Genomic DNA, 17,659 nt, shown 5'->3' with positions numbered 1-17,659 from the left:
GTCGGTCGCGGTGGTGGTCTCGCTCATGCGTGGGTCTCCTCGGTTGCGCGGGTGTCGGTGTCGGTCCGCTCGCTGCGGACCTGGCGGAGGGCTTGCGCAAAGGTATCAGGGTCCTGTGCGCCGGAGATGCCGTATTTGCCGTCGATCACGAAGAAGGGCACCCCTTGGATGCCGTACTCGGTGGCCTGGGCGACATCGGCCTTGACCGCGGCCAGGTACTCGTTCTCGGTGAGGGAGCGCACCACGTCGGCGCGGTCCAGGCCGACCGTGGCGGCGAGGTCGGCGAGATCCTCGATGCGGCCGACGTGGCCACCGTCGACGAAGTACGCCTTGAGCAGGCTCTCCTTCATCTCCAGCTGCACACCGTGCGCCTTGGCGTAGTGCAGCAGCTCGTGCGCCTTGATGGTGTTGGTCTGGTGCACCGAGTCGTAGTCGTAGTGCAGGCCGACACTCTCGGCGATGCCGGTGACCCGCTCCAGCATCTCGAGCACCTGCGGCACCGGGATGCCCTTGCGCTCGCTGAGGTAATCGATCGGGCTGCCCGCGAAATCGACGGGGGTGTCCGGGGCGAGTTCGAAGGAGTGGTACTCCACCTCGACGTCGTCGCCGAATGCGGCCACGCCGGCCTCGAACTTGCGTTTGCCGATATAGCACCAGGGGCACTGCACGTCGGACCAGATGTCTACTTTGATGGTTTCGCTCACGTGGAGGCTAACTCGAGCAGACCCTCCAGTTATTCCCGCGTACCCGGAACGGTCAGGCGGTGGGCGTGTCCACGGCGCCGCCGTAGCGGCGGTTGCGGGCGGCGTACAGCTCGATGGCGTGCCAGAGGTCGACGCGGGTGAAGTCGGGCCAGAGGGTGTCCAGGAACACCATCTCGGCGTATGCGCTCTGCCAGAGCAGGAAGTTGCTGGTGCGCTGCTCGCCGGAGCTGCGTACGAACAGGTCGACGTCGGGCAGGTCGGCGGTGTACAGGTGCCGCTGGATGGACTTCTCGGTGATGCCGGACGGCTTCAGCCGGCCCGCGGCGACGTCCTCGGCCAGGGCCCGCACGGCATCCGCGATCTCGGTGCGGCCGCCGTAGTTGACGCACATGGTCAGGGTCAGCACGTCGTTGCCGGCGGTGAGCTTCTCGGCGAACTGCAGCTCGTTGATCACCGAGGCCCACAGCTTGGGCTTCCGGCCGGCCCAGCGCACCCGCACGCCCCAGTCGTTGAGCTGGTCGCGACGGCGGTGCAGGACATCCCGGTTGAAGCCCATCAGAAAGCGCACCTCGTCGGGTGAGCGCTTCCAGTTCTCGGTGGAGAACGCGTACACGCTGAGGTGCTTGACGCCGATCTGGATGGCTCCGGCGACCACGTCGAGCAGTGATGCTTCACCGGCCTTGTGGCCCTCGACCCTGGACAGGCCCCTGGCGTTGGCCCAACGGCCGTTGCCGTCCATCACCACGGCCACGTGTTCCGGCACGGCCTTGGCGGGCAGCGCCGGCGGGTAGAGCCCGGTCCAGTCGACGGGCTTGAACGGCACCGCGTCCTTGTGGGTGAAGGGGGTGCTCGAGGAGGAACGGAAGGGATTCGGCGTCATGGGCGCACGTGCTCCAGTGATCGGAGGCCGCGGCCGAGGTGCCACTGCGTGTATGCGGCGACGACCCCGGTGGCCTGGGCGTGGGTGGTGTCAGAGGCATCGGCTGTGAAGGCCCAGTCTCCGGTGAGCAGTGCGCTGAGCAGGGCGATGGTGTCGGGGTCGAGGCGGGGCGAACCCGGGGCGGCGCAGTTGTCGCAGACGATGCCGCCGACCTGCGCCACGAAAGCCGAATGCGGGCCCGGCGCGCCGCAGCGGGCGCAGTCGTGGAAGCTGGGCGCCCAGCCGGCCATGGACAGTGACCGGAGCAGGTAGGAGTTGAGGGTGGCGCCGGAGCCGTGCTCGTGCCTGGACAGAGACCGCAGCGCCCCCACCAGAAGCAGGTATTGCTGCAGCGATCCCTCGGATTCGGTGAGCTTGTCCGCGGTTTCGACCATGGCGCTCGCGGCGGTGTAGCTGCCGTAATCGGCGGTGATGACGGCCCCGTACGAGCCGATCGATTCGGCCTGGTTGACAATGTCGAGGCTGCGACCGATATAGAGCTGCACGTCGACGACCATGAACGGCTCGAGCCTGGCACCGAATTTCGACGCCGTACGGCGCACGCCCTTGGCGACAGCACGCACCTTGCCGTGCTGGCGGGTGAGCAGGGTGATGATGCGGTCGGCTTCGCCCAGCTTGTGGGTACGCAGCACGACGGCTTCATCACGGTAAACGGGCACGGTCAATTCTCCCACTCCGGCGGACGGATGCCGACGCCCGCGCCGGAGGTCATGCGGGCCGTGGTAGATATTGACGGTGCCCACTCCCCTCTTCGCCATTCCGCTCTGGATCGACCTCGTCGCCGTCGCCATCGGCGCGATCCAGGGGGCGATGTTCGCGGGCCGGTTCACCGACCGCCGGATGGATCTGCTGGGCATCTCGATCATCGGCATCACGGTGGGCCTGGGCGGCGGCCTGCTGCGCGACATCCTGCTCGGCGGGGTGCCGGCCGCGCTGCTGAGCAACTGGTACCTGCCCGTCGCGGCGGTGTTCGCGCTGCTGGGCATGCTGTTGCAGAGCCTGTTCAACCGGCTCGGCCCGCTGATCATCACCCTGGACGCCGTGACCATCGGCCTGTTCGGCGTGATCGGCACCACCAAGGCGCTCGCCGCCGGCCTGCCGGAGATTCCCGCCCTGTTCGTCGGGGTGGTCTCCGCTGTGGGCGGGTCCGTGCTGCGAGACATGATGCTGAACGTGCCCATCGCCGTGATGCACGTCGGCTCGCTGTACGCCGTCGCCGCTCTGGTGGGCTGCGGGCTCCTGGTCACTCTTGTGGTGCTCGAGGTGCCGATCACCGCGGCGGCAATGATCTGCGTGGTCACGACCACGGTCATCCGGGTCCTCGCAGCCCGATTCGGCTGGACCCTGCCGCAGCAACGGGCCATCGGCAGTTGGCCGCACTGGCGCCGGCGGGGTTCGATCCAGCCGTTGCGGTTCTGGCCACGGCGCCGCACCCAGGCGCACCCCGAGCCCACCGTCACCGCTGACCGCTGACGCGTTCCGGAGCGTTTTCTGAGCATTTGTCATCCGGACCGGTTTTGGCCTCGCCTTTCCCCCAATCTGGGGTCAGTATTGAGGCACAACCACGTCGCAGGGAGGTACTCCATGAAACGATACGAGGGCACTGCGCCCGAGCTGTTGCCTGTCCTTTCCCGGGGCAAACACAAGTCCCCACGCAGCGGAGCGTGCTTCATGGAATTCGCGTCGCACCTGTCCGGTGAGGCGTGGAGCGACCATCCAGCGTGCACACATCCGGTCTTGGCCTCGCTGGCACGCATGGTCAACGACTGCACCTCCGATGACGCCAGATCCCGCCTGATGATGCTGATCCCGTCCGTGATCGGTCTGCGCGGCGACGACCAGCGGGTCCGTCTTGTCGTGGCCCTGCGGGCCGCGACGGCCGGTCTGCCGGTGGTCAGCGCCGATCACCAGCGGGCCCTGGCCGTGGGCATCCTCAACTGTCAGCGTCACCTGGCGCGGTCGTCGGAGGGCACCCCGATCGATGTGTCAGAGCAGGTACGTGCGGCATTCGACAAGGCACCGCAAACCGAACGCTGGGCGCGCGAGTTCATGGGTTCGGTCGGGTCGTGGTCTCGTACCCGGTTCACCGACCGCACCGCGGAGTCGATCATCCGCATCACGGTGCAGGGCATCGCCGAGGCATGCATTCCCGACACCGATGAGCGTCTCTACGCACTGTTGGCGCAGGCGATCGATGACTGCACGGCGGTGCTGGGCAAGCCGGACGGCGAACCAGTGCCGGTTCCTCAGCCGCTCACACCCAGCCAGGCCCGACGGGCCATGCGGGTCTGAGCCGTACACAGGACGGCGCAATACGCAGGATGGCCCCGGCCGCGACGAGAGTCGCAGCCGGGGCCATCCGCGTGCAGGTCAGACGGTCGCCAATTCCCGATCGCCCGCTTCGGCCCGGATGCCGCGGTTGACCGCCGACACGACGGCCTTCAGTGATGCCGTCGAGATGTCGGGGTCGATACCGACGCCCCAGAACCGCTTGCCGTTCACGTCGAGTTCGACGTACGCCGCGGCCGAGGCGTCTCCGCCGGCGGCCATGGCGTGCTCAACGTAGTCGTACAGGGTGATCGTGACGCCACGGTCCGCCATGATGCCCAGGAACGCGGCGATCGGGCCGTTGCCTGTCGCCGTGGCCGGGGCGACGGCGTCCGAATCGCGCAGGTCGACGGTGAGGTCTACCGCGCCGGCCAGGTCGCTGGAGGTGCGGGTGGAGAACAACTCGAACCGGCCCCACTTCGCATCCGGGTTGGTGTGGTTGGCGGGCAGGTACTCGTCGTTGAAGATGTCCCAGATCTGATCACTGGTGACCTCGCCGCCGTCGGTGTCGGTCTTGGCCTGCACGACGCCGGAGAACTCGATCTGCAGCTTCCGCGGCAGGTCGAGGTGGTGGTCCGTCTTGAGCAGGTAGGCGACGCCGCCCTTGCCGGACTGCGAGTTGACCCTGATGACCGCTTCGTAGCTGCGGCCGAGGTCCTTGGGGTCGATCGGCAGGTACGGTACGGCCCAGACCAGTTCGTCGACGCTGGCCCCGGTCTCGGCGGCTTCGGCGGCCATGGCCTCGAAGCCCTTCTTGATGGCGTCCTGGTGGGAGCCGCTGAAGGCGGTGAAGACCAGGTCGCCCGCCCAGGGGCTGCGTTCGGGAACGGGCAGCTGGTTGCAGTACTCCGCTGTGCGCTTGACCTCGTCGATGTTGCCGAAGTCGATCTGCGGGTCGATGCCCTGGGTGAATAGGTTGATGCCCAGGGCGACGAGGTCGACGTTGCCGGTGCGTTCGCCGTTGCCGAACAGGCAGCCCTCGATACGGTCGGCGCCGGCGAGGTAGCCCAGCTCCGCAGCCGCGATCGCGGTGCCGCGGTCGTTGTGCGGGTGCAGCGACAGGATAACGTTCTCGCGGTGGGCCAGGTGCCGGCTCATCCACTCGATGGAGTCGGCGTAGACGTTGGGCGTGGCCATCTCGACGGTGGCCGGCAGGTTGATGATGACCTTGCGCTCCGGGGTGGGCTCGAAGATCTCGATCACCTGGTTGGAGATGTCCACGGCGAACTCCAGCTCGGTGCCCGTGAAGCTCTCCGGCGAGTACTCGTAGTACACGGCGGTGCCGGGAACCGTAGCCTCGAGGGCCCGGCAGGTGCGGGCGCCGAACAGGGCCAGGTCGATGATGCCCTGCTTGTCCTCCCGGAACACGACATCGCGCTGCAGCACACTGGTGGAGTTGTACAGGTGCACGATGGCCTGTTTGGCGCCGACGATGGACTCGTAGGTGCGACGGATCAGGTGCTCACGAGCCTGGGTGAGCACCTGGATGGTCACGTCGTCGGGGATCGCGCCGTCGTCGATGAGACTGCGGACGAAGTCGAAGTCGGTCTGGCTGGCCGACGGGAAGCCGACCTCGATCTCCTTGTAGCCCATCCGCACCAGCAGGTCGAACATGATGCGCTTGCGTTCGGGGCTCATCGGGTCGATGAGAGCCTGGTTGCCGTCTCGCAGGTCGACGGCGCACCAGCGCGGTGCGACGGTGATGCGGTTGGCCGGCCAGGTGCGGTCCGGCAGGTCGACGTTGAACTGGTCCTGATACGGGCGGTACTTGTGTACCGGCATAGTCGATGCGGCCTGATTGTTCTTCATGGTCTAATCTCTCCTCGCGAGTGGTGGTCAGCCGACGACAAACTCCGCGACGAGTGAGGCCTCAGATTAGGACTCGTCGCGGCAGCTAAGGAGGAGCAGACCGAACAGCACACAAAGAGGGTAACACCGATTGCCGAAGAGTTCCTCAGCATCCGCTCAGCCGGCGGCCAGGGCGGTCACCGGGGCGACGGACACCGCGCGCCGGGCGGGCACGATGGTCGCAGCGACTGCCAGGACGGCGGTCCCGGTCACGCTGAGCACCACGAGCAACCAGGGCACCGCCGGTGTGACGAAACCGATGTTGGCCACCGTGCCGAACAGCGACTGCGCGGCAGCCCAGCCGTAGACGACGCCGAGGGCCAGCCCGAGGGCGACCGCGGCCACGGTCATCTGCAGGCTCTCGGCCAGGATCATCCTGCGCACCTGTCCGCCGGTGAAGCCGAGCGCCCGCAGCAACCCGATCTCCCTGGACCGCTGGAGCACGCTCAGGGCCAGGTTGTTCACCATGCCCACCGCCGCGATGAGGGCACTGAAGCCCACCAGCACCGAGATCACCGCCAGGCTGATGCCGACCATCTCACTGATCGCTGCGCGCACCGACGGGTCCTCCATGGCCAGCGCCATCATCTTCTCGAAGGTGGCCCCGGCGACGGCGAACATAGTGATCAGCGTCACGCCGATGACCAGGCCGATGGTGGCCCTGGAGCTCCGCTCCGGATGCTGCTGCGCGTTGGCGGCCGCGAGCCTGGACGGAGCGTTCGAACCCAGCAGACGACCCACGAGGCCAAGGACGGGCGGCATGATCAGGTGCGAGCCCAGCACGAGCCCGCTGAAGGACAGCAGCCCGCCTACCAGGCCCAGCAGGACTCCGTACTCGCTGATCTGGCCCACGACGACACCGCCGGCGAGGAACAGGACCCCGGCCACGATCAGCAGCACGGCGACGATGTTGCGGGCCGGACGTCGGACCGTTTCCTCGAGCGAGCGTTCCTGGGCGGCGCCGACGGCCTGCATCGGACTGACCGAGAGCACCCGGCGCGAGCCCACCCAGGCCGCGCACCAGGTGGAGAGCACCACAACGAGGACGGGAAGCGCCAGGAGCGGTTCGATCAGGCTGTACCGCAGGTCAGGGAGCGTGCCGGCGGCCACGGCTATCCACAGTCCGATGCTGAGAAGCACCGATCCCACGACCGCGCCGAGGACGGCGCCGACGGCACCGACGAGAAGGCCTTCCTTGGCCACCGCGCGGCGCTGATCACGTGCGCTGGAGCCGATCAGGCGCATCAGGGCGATGGTGCGGGTGCGGCCGGCGATGATCGTCGCGACGGTGTTCGTGGTGACGATCGAACTGACGTACACGGCGATGGTGATGAACAGGACCGCCACGATTGACAGTGCCGAGCGCACCGCCCCGATGTCGGAAACGCCGTCACCACTGATCACCGTGGCGAGCACGCTGGTGACCTGCAGCAGCACCACGCCGAAGGCCGAGGCGAGGCCGGCTACGAGCAGGCTTGCACCGCGGCCGCTCATGCGCGCTGCTCCATGCCGAGCATGATGCGGGAGATGTCTTCGGCCGAGGACCGTTCCCGGTCTTCGACCAGGCGGCCGTCGGCGAGGAAGAGGATCCGGTCGGCGAAGCTGGCCGCAATGGGGTCATGGGTGACCATGGCGATGCTCTGGCCGTAGCCGGTGCTCGCCGCCTTGAGCAGGGCCAGCACCTCCCGACCGCTCCGTGAGTCGAGGTTGCCGGTGGGTTCGTCGGCGAACACCAGTTCAGGCCGGGTGGCCAGGGCCCTGGCGATGGCGACGCGCTGCTGCTGTCCGCCGGAGAGCTCGTGCGGCCGGTGCGTGAGCCTGTCGGCCAGGCCGAGCGAGTCGATGAGCTGCTCGATCCAGTTGTTCTCGGTGGTGCTCGGCTTCCGGCCGTCCAGGGCGAAGGGCAGCAGGATGTTGCCGCGCACGTCCAGCGTGGGTACGAGGTTGAAGGCCTGGAAGATGAAGCCGATCCGCCGCCGGCGGAGGACCGTCAGTGCGGCGTCATCCAGGGCGCTGATCTCGGTGTCACCGAGCCAGGCCTGGCCCGCGCTCGCCGTGTCCAACCCCGCCATGATGTGCATCAGGGTGGACTTGCCCGAGCCGCTCGGGCCCATGATGGCGGTGAACTGGCCCCGACGGATGCCGATGGACACGTCGTCGAGGGCCGTCACCGACGTGGTGGCGGAGCCGTAGGTCTTGCGCAGGGAGGTGACTCTGGCCGCGAGGCCGAGTTCTGACGGTGAATTTTCCATGTTTCCACGGTACGAATCCGGTGCCAGCGGCCGCATCGGGCCCCGGGTGTAATCAGCGGGGCCGGACGGATGAGTGCCGGCGGTGCCGGGTCATCCGCTGGGCGGTTACCGGGTGGAGCAGAGCTACTGGGTGAGGCGGTGCTGAAAGGCGAAGACCACGAGCTGCACCCTGTCGCGCAGCGAGAGCTTGGCCAGGATGCGGCTGATGTGAGTCTTGACGGTGGCCTCGCTCAGGAACTCACCTGCGGCGATCTCGGCGTTGCTCAGGCCGAGGGCGGCGAGGGCGAAGATGTCCCGTTCCCGGCTGGTCAGGGTGGTGTACGCCACCGGCACCTCCTGCTCCGGGGCCGGAGCGTCGAAGTGGGCAAAGAGCTCGCGGGTGGCGGAGGCGGCGATGACGGCGCTGCCGGCGTGCACGGTGCGGATGGCGGCGAGCAGGAACTCCGGATCGGCGTCCTTGAGCAGGAAGCCGCTCGCCCCGCCGCGGATGGCCCGGCTGGCGCTCTCGTCGAGTTCGAAGGTGGTGAGCACAATGATCCGCGGCGGGGTCGTTCCGGCCAGGGTGGCGGCGGCGATGATGGCCGCAGTGGCGTCGATGCCGTCCATCACGGGCATGCGGATGTCCATCAGGATCACGTCGGGGAAGACAGCGGCGGCCATGGTGACGCCGGCGGCGCCGTTGCCGGCCTCTCCGACGAACTCCAGATCGTCCTGGGAGGAGACCAGCATGCGGATCCCGGCCCTGAAGAGGGCCTGGTCGTCGACGAGGGCGACCCGGATGCGCGGAGCATCCTCCGGGTGGACGTCACTCATGGGCGTTCTCCGTTGGTCGGGGCGGGGCCGGGGTCAGCACGGTGGGCCGTACCAGGGCACTGGTGGTGATGGCCGGCAGGCGCGCGGCCACGATGAACCGGCCGCCGATGGGCTCCGCGGTCAACGAGCCGCCGGCGAGGAGCGCCCGTTCGCGCATGCCGGGTAGTCCGTGGCCGAGTACACCGGATGCGTCGGCGGCCGGGCTCGGTCGCACCGCGTTGTCTATCGTCACCGCAACCCATCCGTCCGTCCAGGCGAGGCTCAAATATACCGCCCGACCAGCGTCACCGTGCCGGAGGGCGTTGGTGAGGGCCTCCTGCACGATGCGGTAGACGGCCAGCTGGGCGCCGGAGCCCAGGGTGGTGGGTGTGCCCGTGGTGGTCCACTCGATGTCGAGCCCGGTGCTCTGCATCTGCGCCACCAGGCGGTCGAGGTCGGCGAGCACGGGTTGCGGTCCGTCGGCCGCGTCCTGGCGCAGACGGGTGAGCAGGATGCGCACGTCGCCCAGGGCGTCCCTGGCCGTGGTCGAGATGGTAGTTAACGCCTCGTCGACGGCCTCGGGGTTCGCGGCACGCGCGTACCGGGCCCCGTCGGCCTGGGCGATGACCACGGCCAGGGAGTGGGCGACAACGTCGTGCATGTCGCGGGCGATGCGGTTGCGTTCCTGCTCGACGACCACGCTGCGCTGCGCGACGCGCTGTTCCTCCACCGCTCGATGCTGGCTGAGCCGGCCCGCCCTGGCGGTCTGCCAGGTTCGCATGAGTAGTCCGAGGGTCCAGGAGAGACCGAGCACCGCGACGCTCGCGATCAGGGTGGCCACGAAGGACCAGACCAGGCCGGCCGCGTTGCCTTGCGCGAGTGCCTCGCCGATGGAGAGCGCGCCCTGTTGGATAACCGCGATGTAGCCGGCGGCGAGTACGGCGCCGATCCCCACGGAAACCAGGCCGACCCAGCGCAGCATCCTGTCGCCGTAGGCCGCCGTGGCGTACAGAACGGCCAACACCGCGAAGTTGCCGGTCAGCACCGGCAGCCCGGCCAGCATCTGGGCGAGGGCGCTGACCCAGGCGATCGTCAGGGCCAGGCCCGGTGACAGCCGGCGCACGGCCAGGGCGGCCGTGAAGCCGACCAATACGAGGAACGACACGATGCCATTGCCGGCATCGATGATGAGGCAGAAGAGGGAGAAGGTGACCGCGATTCCGACGTCGACGGTGACGGTGCGCCGTGAGACCGGGCGGAAGACGAGCCGGCCGCCGGTGCGGTCACCGAGCAGGGCGCTGAGGGGGCCTCGGATCGGAACGCCCATCGTCACCGTGCCCGTCGGTGCGCCCTGCGGCAGCATCAGCCAGGTCTCCAGGGTGAGGGCATCTGCCTCGACCGGCCCTGCGGCGCCACGGCGATCGGCCCGGCCCCGAACGACCAGCGCCAGCGCCCAGCCGCCTACGAGAGCGAGGGCGGCCAGGAAGCCGCCGGTGAGCCGAAATCCGAGGTCGCCGAAGAACCGGAGCGTCCCGTCCAGGTCCTGCGCCCCCTGCATCGACAGAGGCAGTAAGAGGAAGACTGTGACAAGCATGCCGAGGAGGAGCCCCGCGGCCAGGCCGACGAACCTGACCCAGCGCCGCCCGTGGAGTCCGGCGCCCCAGACCGCCAGGCAGCCGGAGGTGAGCAGCAGCGGTACGGCGCCCGGCCCGGTCAAGTGGCCGGTTCCGGCGGTGACCACGGCCAGTGTCGCGACAGCGCCGATGGTCAGCCCCAGCAGAGGGGCGAAGCGGGACAGTCCCACCGCGATCGCGAACATCCAGACCGCCAGCAGTGCCGCCGATTGGCCCGCCCAGAGGGCCGGGATCCCCCACACCAGGGCCACAGCCAGACCGAGCGCGGGTTCAAGTGCCCAGCGGTGCGGGGCGGCACGCGTGAGAAACCCTGGGACCGGCATGGTTACAGCGTAGGGCTCCCCCAGCGCCGCGTCCGGGTTCCGGCCACCAGATCATCCCGGCGTCCCCGGGAAGTCATCCCAGCGATGTAGCCGTTCCGAAAGTCATCTCGCAGTGAGGTCCGCCAACAGCCCATCCACGGCGGCGGTGTCCGCACCGAGACTGCGACCGCGGCGGGCGAGGGCTCCCCCGATGGCATCCAGCTCGCTTCGCTGACCCGCCTCCAGGTCGTTCTGCAGCGACGAGCGCATAGATGCCGGCAACGCGGCGAGGGCCGTGGCCAGCTGCCCGGCGTCCGTGGGCACGCCGTCCAGGCTGGCGACCCGAGCCACGTCGGTCAGCACCGCGGTCGTCAGTGCGGCGTCGCGTTCGAGGGCGGCGCCGATGGGCAACCGCCAGTACGAGGTGAGCAAGGCCATCGGGGCCAGAAAGCGAAATTTGGCCCAGAGCACCTCTTGGTCGGTGCCGGCCACCGTGACGTCGAGTCCGGCCTTCCGCCACGCCGCGGTGATGCCGGAGTCGGCGGCAGTGGCCGGAACGGTGAGCCGAAGGAACGGGCTGCGATGCTCGATCACGGTGGGGCTGAGCCTCGTCGATTCGACCGCCACCGAGGCTCCGGCGACGAGGGCTCCCGGTGCGTGGTCGCGGAGGATCGCCAGGTGTTCGATGCCGTTGAGCAGGGATACCACCTCAGTGGGCCGCGCCTGAGCGAGCGAGTCGGTCACGGCGGGGAGTGCGAAAGCCTTGGTGGCGAGGATGACGTTGGCACCGTCGGGTATCTCGGTGACCGCGGTGATCCTCGAGACACCGTCGCCGAAGTGCGGGCTGTGGATGGTGAGTCCCTCCGCCGCGATCGCTCGAGCGGTCTGCGGTCTGGCGACGGCAACGACCTCGACGCCGGCGCGGTCCAGCAGCGCAGCGAGCAGGCCGCCCACGGCCCCGGCGCCGACAACGGCAATGACCGGCTCAGACATTGTTACCTGCGACATGTTGACTCCTTCGATCCAGGCTCCGGCGCCCAGATGGACCGTGCCCGACACCATTCTGGCAAAGTCGCGGCAGCGTCAGCGGCAGGGTCGGCGGCAGGGTCGGCTGCAGAGTCAGTCCTCACCGCCCGGGTGCCCCCAGTCATTCACTGTGGGGTGGCCGTCGGGTTTTGGGGTCGTGGGCTCGGTGTTGGGGTGGTTTTCGCCAGGTGTCGGTGGGGTCGATCCAGTGTGGGGCTTTGACTTCGGGCATGCCCAGGACCATGCGGATGTGCCACCCGGAGGTGTCGATGTTGTGGTGGTGGCGCCAGCACAGCAGTACCCCGTTCGAGACGTTGGTGGGGCCGCCGTGCTGCCACGGTGTCACGTGGTGGACTTCGGTCCATTGCGGTGGGCAGGTGCAGCCGGGGATGATGCAGCCGCCGTCTCGGGCGGTGATCGCCCTGCGTTGCAGCGGCGTGAAGCAGCGGACTGTGTCGCCGAGGGCGAGGACGGCGCCGGTGCCGCCGAAGAGGATCGGCCGGAAGCCGCCGTTGTCGACCATCTGGTTGATCGTTTTCATCGAGACGGGGCCCTCGACGCCGTCGATCCAACCGACCCCGACCCCGTTGATCAGGTCGGTTGCGTTCACGTGCACCATCACCGTCGGCGGCATTCCGCCCATGGTCGGGGTGCGGGGGTCTTGGGCGACCTGGACCAGGATGCCGCGGAGAATATCGGCGCGTTTCTGACCGCCGTCGCGTTCGTCGAGGATCTCGCCGGGCACGAGTTCGCCGGCCTCGATGCGCTGCTGCTCCTCCGCGGACGGGAACGCGGGAGCGCTGCGCGCGGACTGGAAGGTGTTGAACAGGTTCTGAATGATGCCCTTGAGCTCCGGGGTCACCCCGCCGCGCAGCGGGTGCAGGCCTTGGCTGAGCTTGCCGAACGAGAACGTGGATTTGGCCTCGAAAACCGCATCGCTCGGCGCGGCGCCGTCGGGGTTCAACACCGCCTGCCACGTCGCCGCCATCTCCCGGATCCGGTCCGCCGGGAAGGTGAACCCCGCCGACGCACCCAAACGCCGGACCGGTCCCGTGCAGACTCGCCCGGCGCCAGCACCGGTGTCGGCGTCATCGGCATCGGTGGCGGTGGCGCTGTCGCCGGGTCCGGGGGTGCGGCCGAACACGGACCCGGTCGCGGACTCCACCAGCTCGGCCTCACCGCCGTCCACCATCGACTGGTCCGCGTCGAACCGGCCGTGCACCTTGTAGTCGGCCAGGCCCTTCACAATGTTCTCGGCCGCATCAAGACCGATCTCCCCGGCCGCCAAGGCTGCGGCCACGAACGGGAACTCGGGCTCGAGGACCGTGCCGCCCAACATCCGCGGGGCGACCTTCTCACCCAGGGCCACGCGTCGTTTCACCTCCGGCACCGACGTGCCGGTCAGCCCGATCAGCAGATCATTCTGGTGCGACGCCCCCAACCGCCAGGCCAACGACTCCGTGCCCAGCCCGCTGCGGGACCGGTAACCCACCACGGTCGCCGTGGCCACCCGGGCGGCATCCACCGGCCGACCGGTGCGCTCGACCATCTGCGTCAACGCGACCACCTCCGGGTCACTCAACGCGTTCACGTCAATGGAATCCATCACCGCCATCACCATCCGCGCCGCATCATCCAGGGCCTGGAGCTTCTGACCGAACGCACCGGTATGCGCGCGCTGCACCCCTGGCAGCTCGGCCGGATCCCGCCACTCAGGCCGCGGCTTAGACGGACCCCGACCGGCCCGGCTCGAGCCCGTCGCGGGGCCGGCCGCAGGGCCGGCGGCAGCGGCGGCCTTCATGTCGGAGATGCCGCTCAGACTGGCGGCATCCAGTGCCGGGAGGGGATCCGGACCGGCCAGGCCCGTGTTCCAGTCGTGCAGGTTCGGACCGGTGGGAGTCATTCCCGTCGGTGCGGTGGAGCCACTATCCAGCTCGTCGTCCATACCCCCATTCTCTCACGAATCGCACCTATATGCGAGGAAATGTCAGGAAGTTCTCGAGCACATATCGAACGCAGTTCTGAGCCAAAGGGGACGGGCAGCGAGGGTCTCGACAGGGTCGACCGATGGGTGAGGTCGGTCGCCCGCGAGGACAGGTTCCAGGGTCTGGTGCGACCGGACCCGACCGGGCGCTCGGTTAGAAGCCCAGCCGACCGAGCTGCTTCGGGTCGCGCTGCCATTCCTTGGCGACCTTGACCCGCAACGAGAGGAATACCCGCTTGCCGACGAGAGGTTCGATCTGCTTGCGGGCGCGCATGCCGACGTCCTTGAGCCGGCTGCCCGACTTGCCGATGATGATGCCCTTCTGGCTGTCCCGCTCCACGAAAAGGTTGGCGTAGATTTCGACGAGTTCCTGGTCGTCACGTTCGATGATGTCGTCGATCGTCACGGCGATCGAGTGCGGCAGTTCGTCGGTGACGCCCTCGAGCGCCGCCTCGCGGATGTACTCGGAGATGCGCGATTCCAGGCTTTCGTCGGTCACGGCATCCGCCGGGTACAGCGGCGCGTCGCTGAGCGGCAGCAGGCGCAGCAGCTCGCTGCTGAGCACATCGAGCTGGATGCGGCTGGTCGCCGAGATCGGCACGATCGCCTCCCAATCGCGCAGCTGCGAGACCGCGAGAAGCTGGTTGGCGACGCTGGTCTTGGAGGACATGTCGATCTTGGTGACGATGGCCACCTTCTTGGCGCGCGGGAAGTTGTCCAGCTGTTCGTTGATGAACTTGTCGCCGGGGCCGATCGGCTCGTTGGCCGGAATGCACAGGCCGACGACGTCGACGCCGCTGAGCGTCGACTGCACGAGACTGTTCAACCGCTCACCGAGAAGCGTGCGGGGCCGGTGGATGCCGGGGGTATCGACCAGGATCAGCTGGCCGTTCTTCTGATGCACGATGCCCCGGATGGCGCGGCGGGTGGTCTGCGGCTTCGACGAGGTGATCGCCACCTTCTCTCCCACCAGGGCGTTCGTCAGGGTGGACTTGCCCACGTTGGGGCGCCCGACGAAGGATACAAATCCCGCCCGGAAATCAGGTTCTTGTGTCATTGCCGTGTGCTCCTTCGGTGTCCGGCATTCCCAGGAATGCGGACTGTGCGTTTCTCAACGCCTTGTCTGGTTCAACCAGCACTGTGCTGATTCGTTTGCGTCGACCCTCGGTTCGCTCCGCGGTGAGGATCAATCCGCTGGTTCTGGCTTCGGAGCCGGCGACCGGCAACCTGCCGAGCGCCTTGGCCAACAGTCCGCCGACGGAGTCGACCTCGTCGTCGTCGAGGTCGAGGTCGAAGAGTTCTCCGAGTTCATCGACGGGCAGGCGGGCGCTGACCCGGAAACGGCCGTGGCCGAGATCCTCGATCTCGACGACGTCCCGGTCGTACTCGTCAGAGATGTCCCCGACGAGTTCCTCGATCAGGTCCTCGAGGGTGACCAGGCCGGCGATGCCGCCGTACTCGTCGACGACCATGGCCAGGTGGTTCGACTCCAGTTGCATTTGGCGCAGTAGCGCGTCGGCCTTCTTGGACTCCGGCACGAACTGGGCGGGTTTGGCGAGTTCGCCCACCCGCAACGTCTCGAGGTTGCGGGGCCGTTCGTAGACCAGCCTGGACACGTCCCGCAGATACAGGATGCCTGTCACGTCGTCGACTTCGCCGTCGACCACGGGGACCCGGGAAAAGCCCTTGCTGAGGAACAGACCCATCGCCGCACCGACGCTGGAGTCGGCGTCGATGGTGACCATGTCGGTGCGCGGGATCATGAGCTCGCGCACGACGGTCTCACTGAACTCGAAGATCGAGTGGATCAGCTCGCGGTCGTCTTCCTCGATCACGTCGAGTTCGGTGGCCTCGTCGACCATGCTCAGCAGCTGGTCCTCTGAGGTGAACGTGGCAAGCCGGCTTCGGCCGGGGGTGACCCGGTTGCCGAGGGCGACGAGGGCGTTGGCGACCGGGCCGAGAAGCACCCTGAGGAAGTGCACGAGGACGGCTGTGAGCATGAGCAGAGTCTGCGGATGAGCCCGGCCGACGCTGCGGGGGCTCGCCCCGACGAGGACGAAGGACACCGCCGTCATCAGCAGGGCCGACAACAGCAGGGCAAGCCAGATCGCGTCGATGGTCGTGGCGAAGACCAGGGTCACCAGTACTGCTGCGGTCGTCTCCGCGATGATGCGCACGAAGTTGATGGCGTTCAGGTGCGCGCCGGTGTCGGCGGCGATCGCGCTCAGGGACCGCTTGGATCGCGCCGTCACGGCGAGCTCGGCGATATCGGCCCTGGACTGGGACATGATCGCCGCATCGACGGCGGCCATCAGCCCGCCGAAGGCGACGAGCAGGATGGCGGCGGCCAGGAACCACCCGACGATCATCGGGGCCGGCGTCGTTCCTGCATGGCGAAGCCGATCAGGATGTCGCGCTGGATGCCGAACATTTCCTTCTCTTCGTCGGGCTCGGCGTGGTCGAAACCGAGCAGGTGCAGCACGCCGTGCGCGGTGAGCAGCAGCAGTTCGTCGAGGGTGCTGTGGCCGGCGGTTTCGGCCTGGCCCTGGGCCACCTGCGGGCACAGCACGATGTCGCCGAGCAGACCCGGCGGGGTCTGGGCGTCTTCGGTGCCCGGGCGCAGCTCGTCCATCGGGAAACTCAGGACGTCGGTGGGACCCGGCTCGTCCATCCACTGCACGTGCAGCGCTTCCATGGCGCCCTCGTCCACGAGGACGATGGCCAGTTCGGCGTCGGCATGCACATGCATGGTGTCCAGCGCGAAGGCGGCGAGGCGCTGGATGGTGGCTTCGTCGACCGGGATGGCCGACTCGTTGTTGATTTCGATGCTCAACTGGATCTCCGTTTCGGGGTGCGATCGCGCGGGTTCCCCTGGTGCGGAGCGCGGGAGGCGAAGTCGCGGGCCTGTTCGCTTTCGTAGCGTTGGGCCTGCTTCTGCGCGTCGTATTCGGTGTAGGCGTCGACGATGCGGCCGACGAGGCTGTGGCGCACGACGTCGGCGCTGGTCAGGCGCACGAAGGCGATGTCGTCGATGCCGTCGAGGACCTTGGTGACCAGGCGGAGGCCGCTGGCGCCGGCGGGCAGGTCTACCTGGGTGATGTCGCCGGTGACCACCATCTGGGAGCCGAAGCCGAGGCGGGTGAGGAACATCTTCATCTGCTCCGGGGTGGTGTTCTGCGCTTCGTCGAGCACGATGAACGCCGAGTTGAGGGTGCGGCCGCGCATGTAGGCCAGTGGGGCCACCTCGATGGTGCCGGCCGCGAGGAGCTTGGGCACCAGCTCGGGGTCCATCATCTCGAACAGGGCGTCGTAGAGCGGTCGCAGGTACGGGTCGATCTTGTCGGTCAAGGTGCCGGGAAGGAAGCCGAGCCGTTCGCCGGCTTCGACGGCCGGCCGGGTGAGGATGATCCGGTCGACCTCCTTGCGCTGCAGGGCCTGCACGGCCTTGGCCATGGCGAGGTAGGTCTTGCCGGTGCCGGCCGGGCCGATGCCGAAGACGATGGCGTTCTCGTCGATCGCGTTGACGTAGTCGCTCTGCCCGAGGGTCTTGGGCCGCACGGTGAGGCCACGCGAGGTGAGGATGGCCTGCCCGAGCACCGTGGAGGGGCTAGAGGTCGCGTCGGCCCCGAGCATCCTGGCGGAGGTGCTCACCTCGGCCTCGCCGAGGTCGGCGCCGGTGCGGAGCAGCAGCTGGAGCTCCTCGATCAACCGCACCACGGCCTCGACGGAGACCGCCGCGCCGGTGAGGGTGACCTCGTTGCCGCGCACGTGCACGACGACGTCGGGGTATTCCTTCTCGATGGTGCTGAGGAACCGGTCCTGCGGGCCGAGCAGGCGCACCATGGCGAC

General features: G+C 68.2%; 16 protein-coding genes. 2 read left to right on the top strand and 14 right to left on the bottom strand.

What is annotated here, in order from left to right:
• Positions 1-23 precede the first annotated feature (23 nt).
• From E3T22_RS09360 to recO, 3 genes are read right to left on the bottom strand one after another with little or no spacing between them, the layout of a single operon-like run.
• Positions 24-704, bottom strand: coding sequence for a DsbA family protein (locus E3T22_RS09360; RefSeq protein WP_088456119.1), 681 nt, complete (start codon positions 702-704; stop codon positions 24-26).
• A gap of 52 nt (positions 705-756) precedes the next feature.
• Positions 757-1,584, bottom strand: coding sequence for an isoprenyl transferase (locus tag E3T22_RS09355; RefSeq protein WP_088456118.1), 828 nt, complete (start codon positions 1,582-1,584; stop codon positions 757-759).
• Entirely contained in the window at positions 1,581-2,303 is a 723-nt protein-coding gene (recO, locus tag E3T22_RS09350; protein WP_088457987.1) for a DNA repair protein RecO, read from the bottom strand. The genes E3T22_RS09355 and recO overlap by 4 nt, the downstream gene beginning before the upstream one ends.
• A gap of 76 nt (positions 2,304-2,379) precedes the next feature.
• On the opposite strand from recO, the gene E3T22_RS09345 reads away from it, so the two are divergent.
• Positions 2,380-3,117, top strand: a complete 738-nt coding sequence (locus E3T22_RS09345) for a trimeric intracellular cation channel family protein (RefSeq protein WP_088456117.1) — start codon at positions 2,380-2,382, stop codon at positions 3,115-3,117.
• Positions 3,118-3,315: 198 nt separating this feature from the next.
• Positions 3,316-3,936 (top strand): hypothetical protein, encoded by a 621-nt coding sequence (locus E3T22_RS09340; protein WP_174776225.1) that lies wholly within the window; start codon positions 3,316-3,318, stop codon positions 3,934-3,936.
• Positions 3,937-4,014: 78 nt separating this feature from the next.
• On the opposite strand, the gene leuA is transcribed toward E3T22_RS09340, so the two are convergent.
• The 11 genes from leuA to E3T22_RS09285 all read right to left on the bottom strand — a co-directional run bounded on the left by leuA (position 4,015) and on the right by E3T22_RS09285 (position 17,653).
• Positions 4,015-5,781, bottom strand: coding sequence for a 2-isopropylmalate synthase (leuA, locus tag E3T22_RS09335; RefSeq protein ID WP_134479974.1), 1,767 nt, complete (start codon positions 5,779-5,781; stop codon positions 4,015-4,017).
• A gap of 156 nt (positions 5,782-5,937) precedes the next feature.
• A complete protein-coding gene (locus E3T22_RS09330) occupies positions 5,938-7,314 on the bottom strand; it encodes an FtsX-like permease family protein (RefSeq protein WP_134409404.1) in 1,377 nt (458 codons plus the stop codon).
• Positions 7,311-8,072, bottom strand: a complete 762-nt coding sequence (locus E3T22_RS09325) for an ABC transporter ATP-binding protein (RefSeq protein WP_088456114.1) — start codon at positions 8,070-8,072, stop codon at positions 7,311-7,313. Before E3T22_RS09325 ends, E3T22_RS09330 begins: the two co-directional genes overlap by 4 nt.
• A 123-nt stretch (positions 8,073-8,195) precedes the next feature.
• Positions 8,196-8,885 carry a response regulator transcription factor gene (locus E3T22_RS09320; RefSeq protein WP_134409405.1) on the bottom strand — a complete coding sequence of 230 codons (690 nt, stop codon included), beginning with the start codon at positions 8,883-8,885 and terminating at the stop codon, positions 8,196-8,198.
• Positions 8,878-10,821 carry a sensor histidine kinase gene (locus tag E3T22_RS09315; protein ID WP_240632450.1) on the bottom strand — a complete coding sequence of 648 codons (1,944 nt, stop codon included), beginning with the start codon at positions 10,819-10,821 and terminating at the stop codon, positions 8,878-8,880. Before E3T22_RS09315 ends, E3T22_RS09320 begins: the two co-directional genes overlap by 8 nt.
• Positions 10,822-10,923: 102 nt before the next feature.
• Positions 10,924-11,808, bottom strand: coding sequence for a ketopantoate reductase family protein (locus E3T22_RS09310; protein ID WP_134479973.1), 885 nt, complete (start codon positions 11,806-11,808; stop codon positions 10,924-10,926).
• 139 nt (positions 11,809-11,947) lie between these two features.
• Positions 11,948-13,771: an HNH endonuclease signature motif containing protein gene (locus E3T22_RS09305; protein ID WP_134493534.1), complete on the bottom strand. Its 1,824-nt coding sequence runs from the start codon at positions 13,769-13,771 to the stop codon at positions 11,948-11,950.
• 193 nt (positions 13,772-13,964) lie between these two features.
• Complete coding sequence (gene era, locus E3T22_RS09300; protein ID WP_088456110.1) at positions 13,965-14,867, bottom strand: GTPase Era; 903 nt, start codon at positions 14,865-14,867, stop codon at positions 13,965-13,967.
• Positions 14,851-16,179, bottom strand: coding sequence for a hemolysin family protein (locus tag E3T22_RS09295; protein WP_088456109.1), 1,329 nt, complete (start codon positions 16,177-16,179; stop codon positions 14,851-14,853). The genes era and E3T22_RS09295 overlap by 17 nt, the downstream gene beginning before the upstream one ends.
• Positions 16,176-16,643 (bottom strand): rRNA maturation RNase YbeY, encoded by a 468-nt coding sequence (gene ybeY, locus E3T22_RS09290; protein ID WP_088456108.1) that lies wholly within the window; start codon positions 16,641-16,643, stop codon positions 16,176-16,178. Before ybeY ends, E3T22_RS09295 begins: the two co-directional genes overlap by 4 nt.
• On the bottom strand, positions 16,640-17,653 hold the full coding sequence (locus tag E3T22_RS09285; RefSeq protein WP_088457985.1) for a PhoH family protein: 1,014 nt from the start codon (positions 17,651-17,653) through the stop codon (positions 16,640-16,642). The genes ybeY and E3T22_RS09285 overlap by 4 nt, the downstream gene beginning before the upstream one ends.
• Between the last annotated feature and the right edge of the window lie 6 nt (positions 17,654-17,659).

Source organism: Cryobacterium sp. TMB3-10, assembly GCF_004402305.1.
Lineage (GTDB): Bacteria > Actinomycetota > Actinomycetes > Actinomycetales > Microbacteriaceae > Cryobacterium > Cryobacterium zongtaii.
This window is presented reverse-complemented; position numbering and strand designations above follow the sequence as displayed.

Bases quoted from the DNA above. Each gene is read 5' to 3' on its own strand.
- E3T22_RS09330 (WP_134409404.1), bottom strand. From the start codon at position 7,314: ATGAGCGGCCGCGGTGCAAGCCTGCTCGTAGCCGGCCTCGCCTCGGCC.
- E3T22_RS09325 (WP_088456114.1), bottom strand. From the start codon at position 8,072: ATGGAAAATTCACCGTCAGAACTCGGCCTCGCGGCCAGAGTCACCTCC.
- E3T22_RS09355 (WP_088456118.1), bottom strand. From the start codon at position 1,584: ATGACGCCGAATCCCTTCCGTTCCTCCTCGAGCACCCCCTTCACCCAC.
- leuA (WP_134479974.1), bottom strand. From the start codon at position 5,781: ATGAAGAACAATCAGGCCGCATCGACTATGCCGGTACACAAGTACCGC.
- E3T22_RS09320 (WP_134409405.1), bottom strand. From the start codon at position 8,885: ATGAGTGACGTCCACCCGGAGGATGCTCCGCGCATCCGGGTCGCCCTC.
- era (WP_088456110.1), bottom strand. From the start codon at position 14,867: ATGACACAAGAACCTGATTTCCGGGCGGGATTTGTATCCTTCGTCGGG.
- E3T22_RS09315 (WP_240632450.1), bottom strand. From the start codon at position 10,821: ATGCCGGTCCCAGGGTTTCTCACGCGTGCCGCCCCGCACCGCTGGGCA.
- E3T22_RS09285 (WP_088457985.1), bottom strand. From the start codon at position 17,653: ATGGTGCGCCTGCTCGGCCCGCAGGACCGGTTCCTCAGCACCATCGAG.
- E3T22_RS09295 (WP_088456109.1), bottom strand. From the start codon at position 16,179: ATGATCGTCGGGTGGTTCCTGGCCGCCGCCATCCTGCTCGTCGCCTTC.
- E3T22_RS09340 (WP_174776225.1), top strand. From the start codon at position 3,316: ATGGAATTCGCGTCGCACCTGTCCGGTGAGGCGTGGAGCGACCATCCA.
- E3T22_RS09305 (WP_134493534.1), bottom strand. From the start codon at position 13,771: ATGGACGACGAGCTGGATAGTGGCTCCACCGCACCGACGGGAATGACT.
- E3T22_RS09310 (WP_134479973.1), bottom strand. From the start codon at position 11,808: ATGTCGCAGGTAACAATGTCTGAGCCGGTCATTGCCGTTGTCGGCGCC.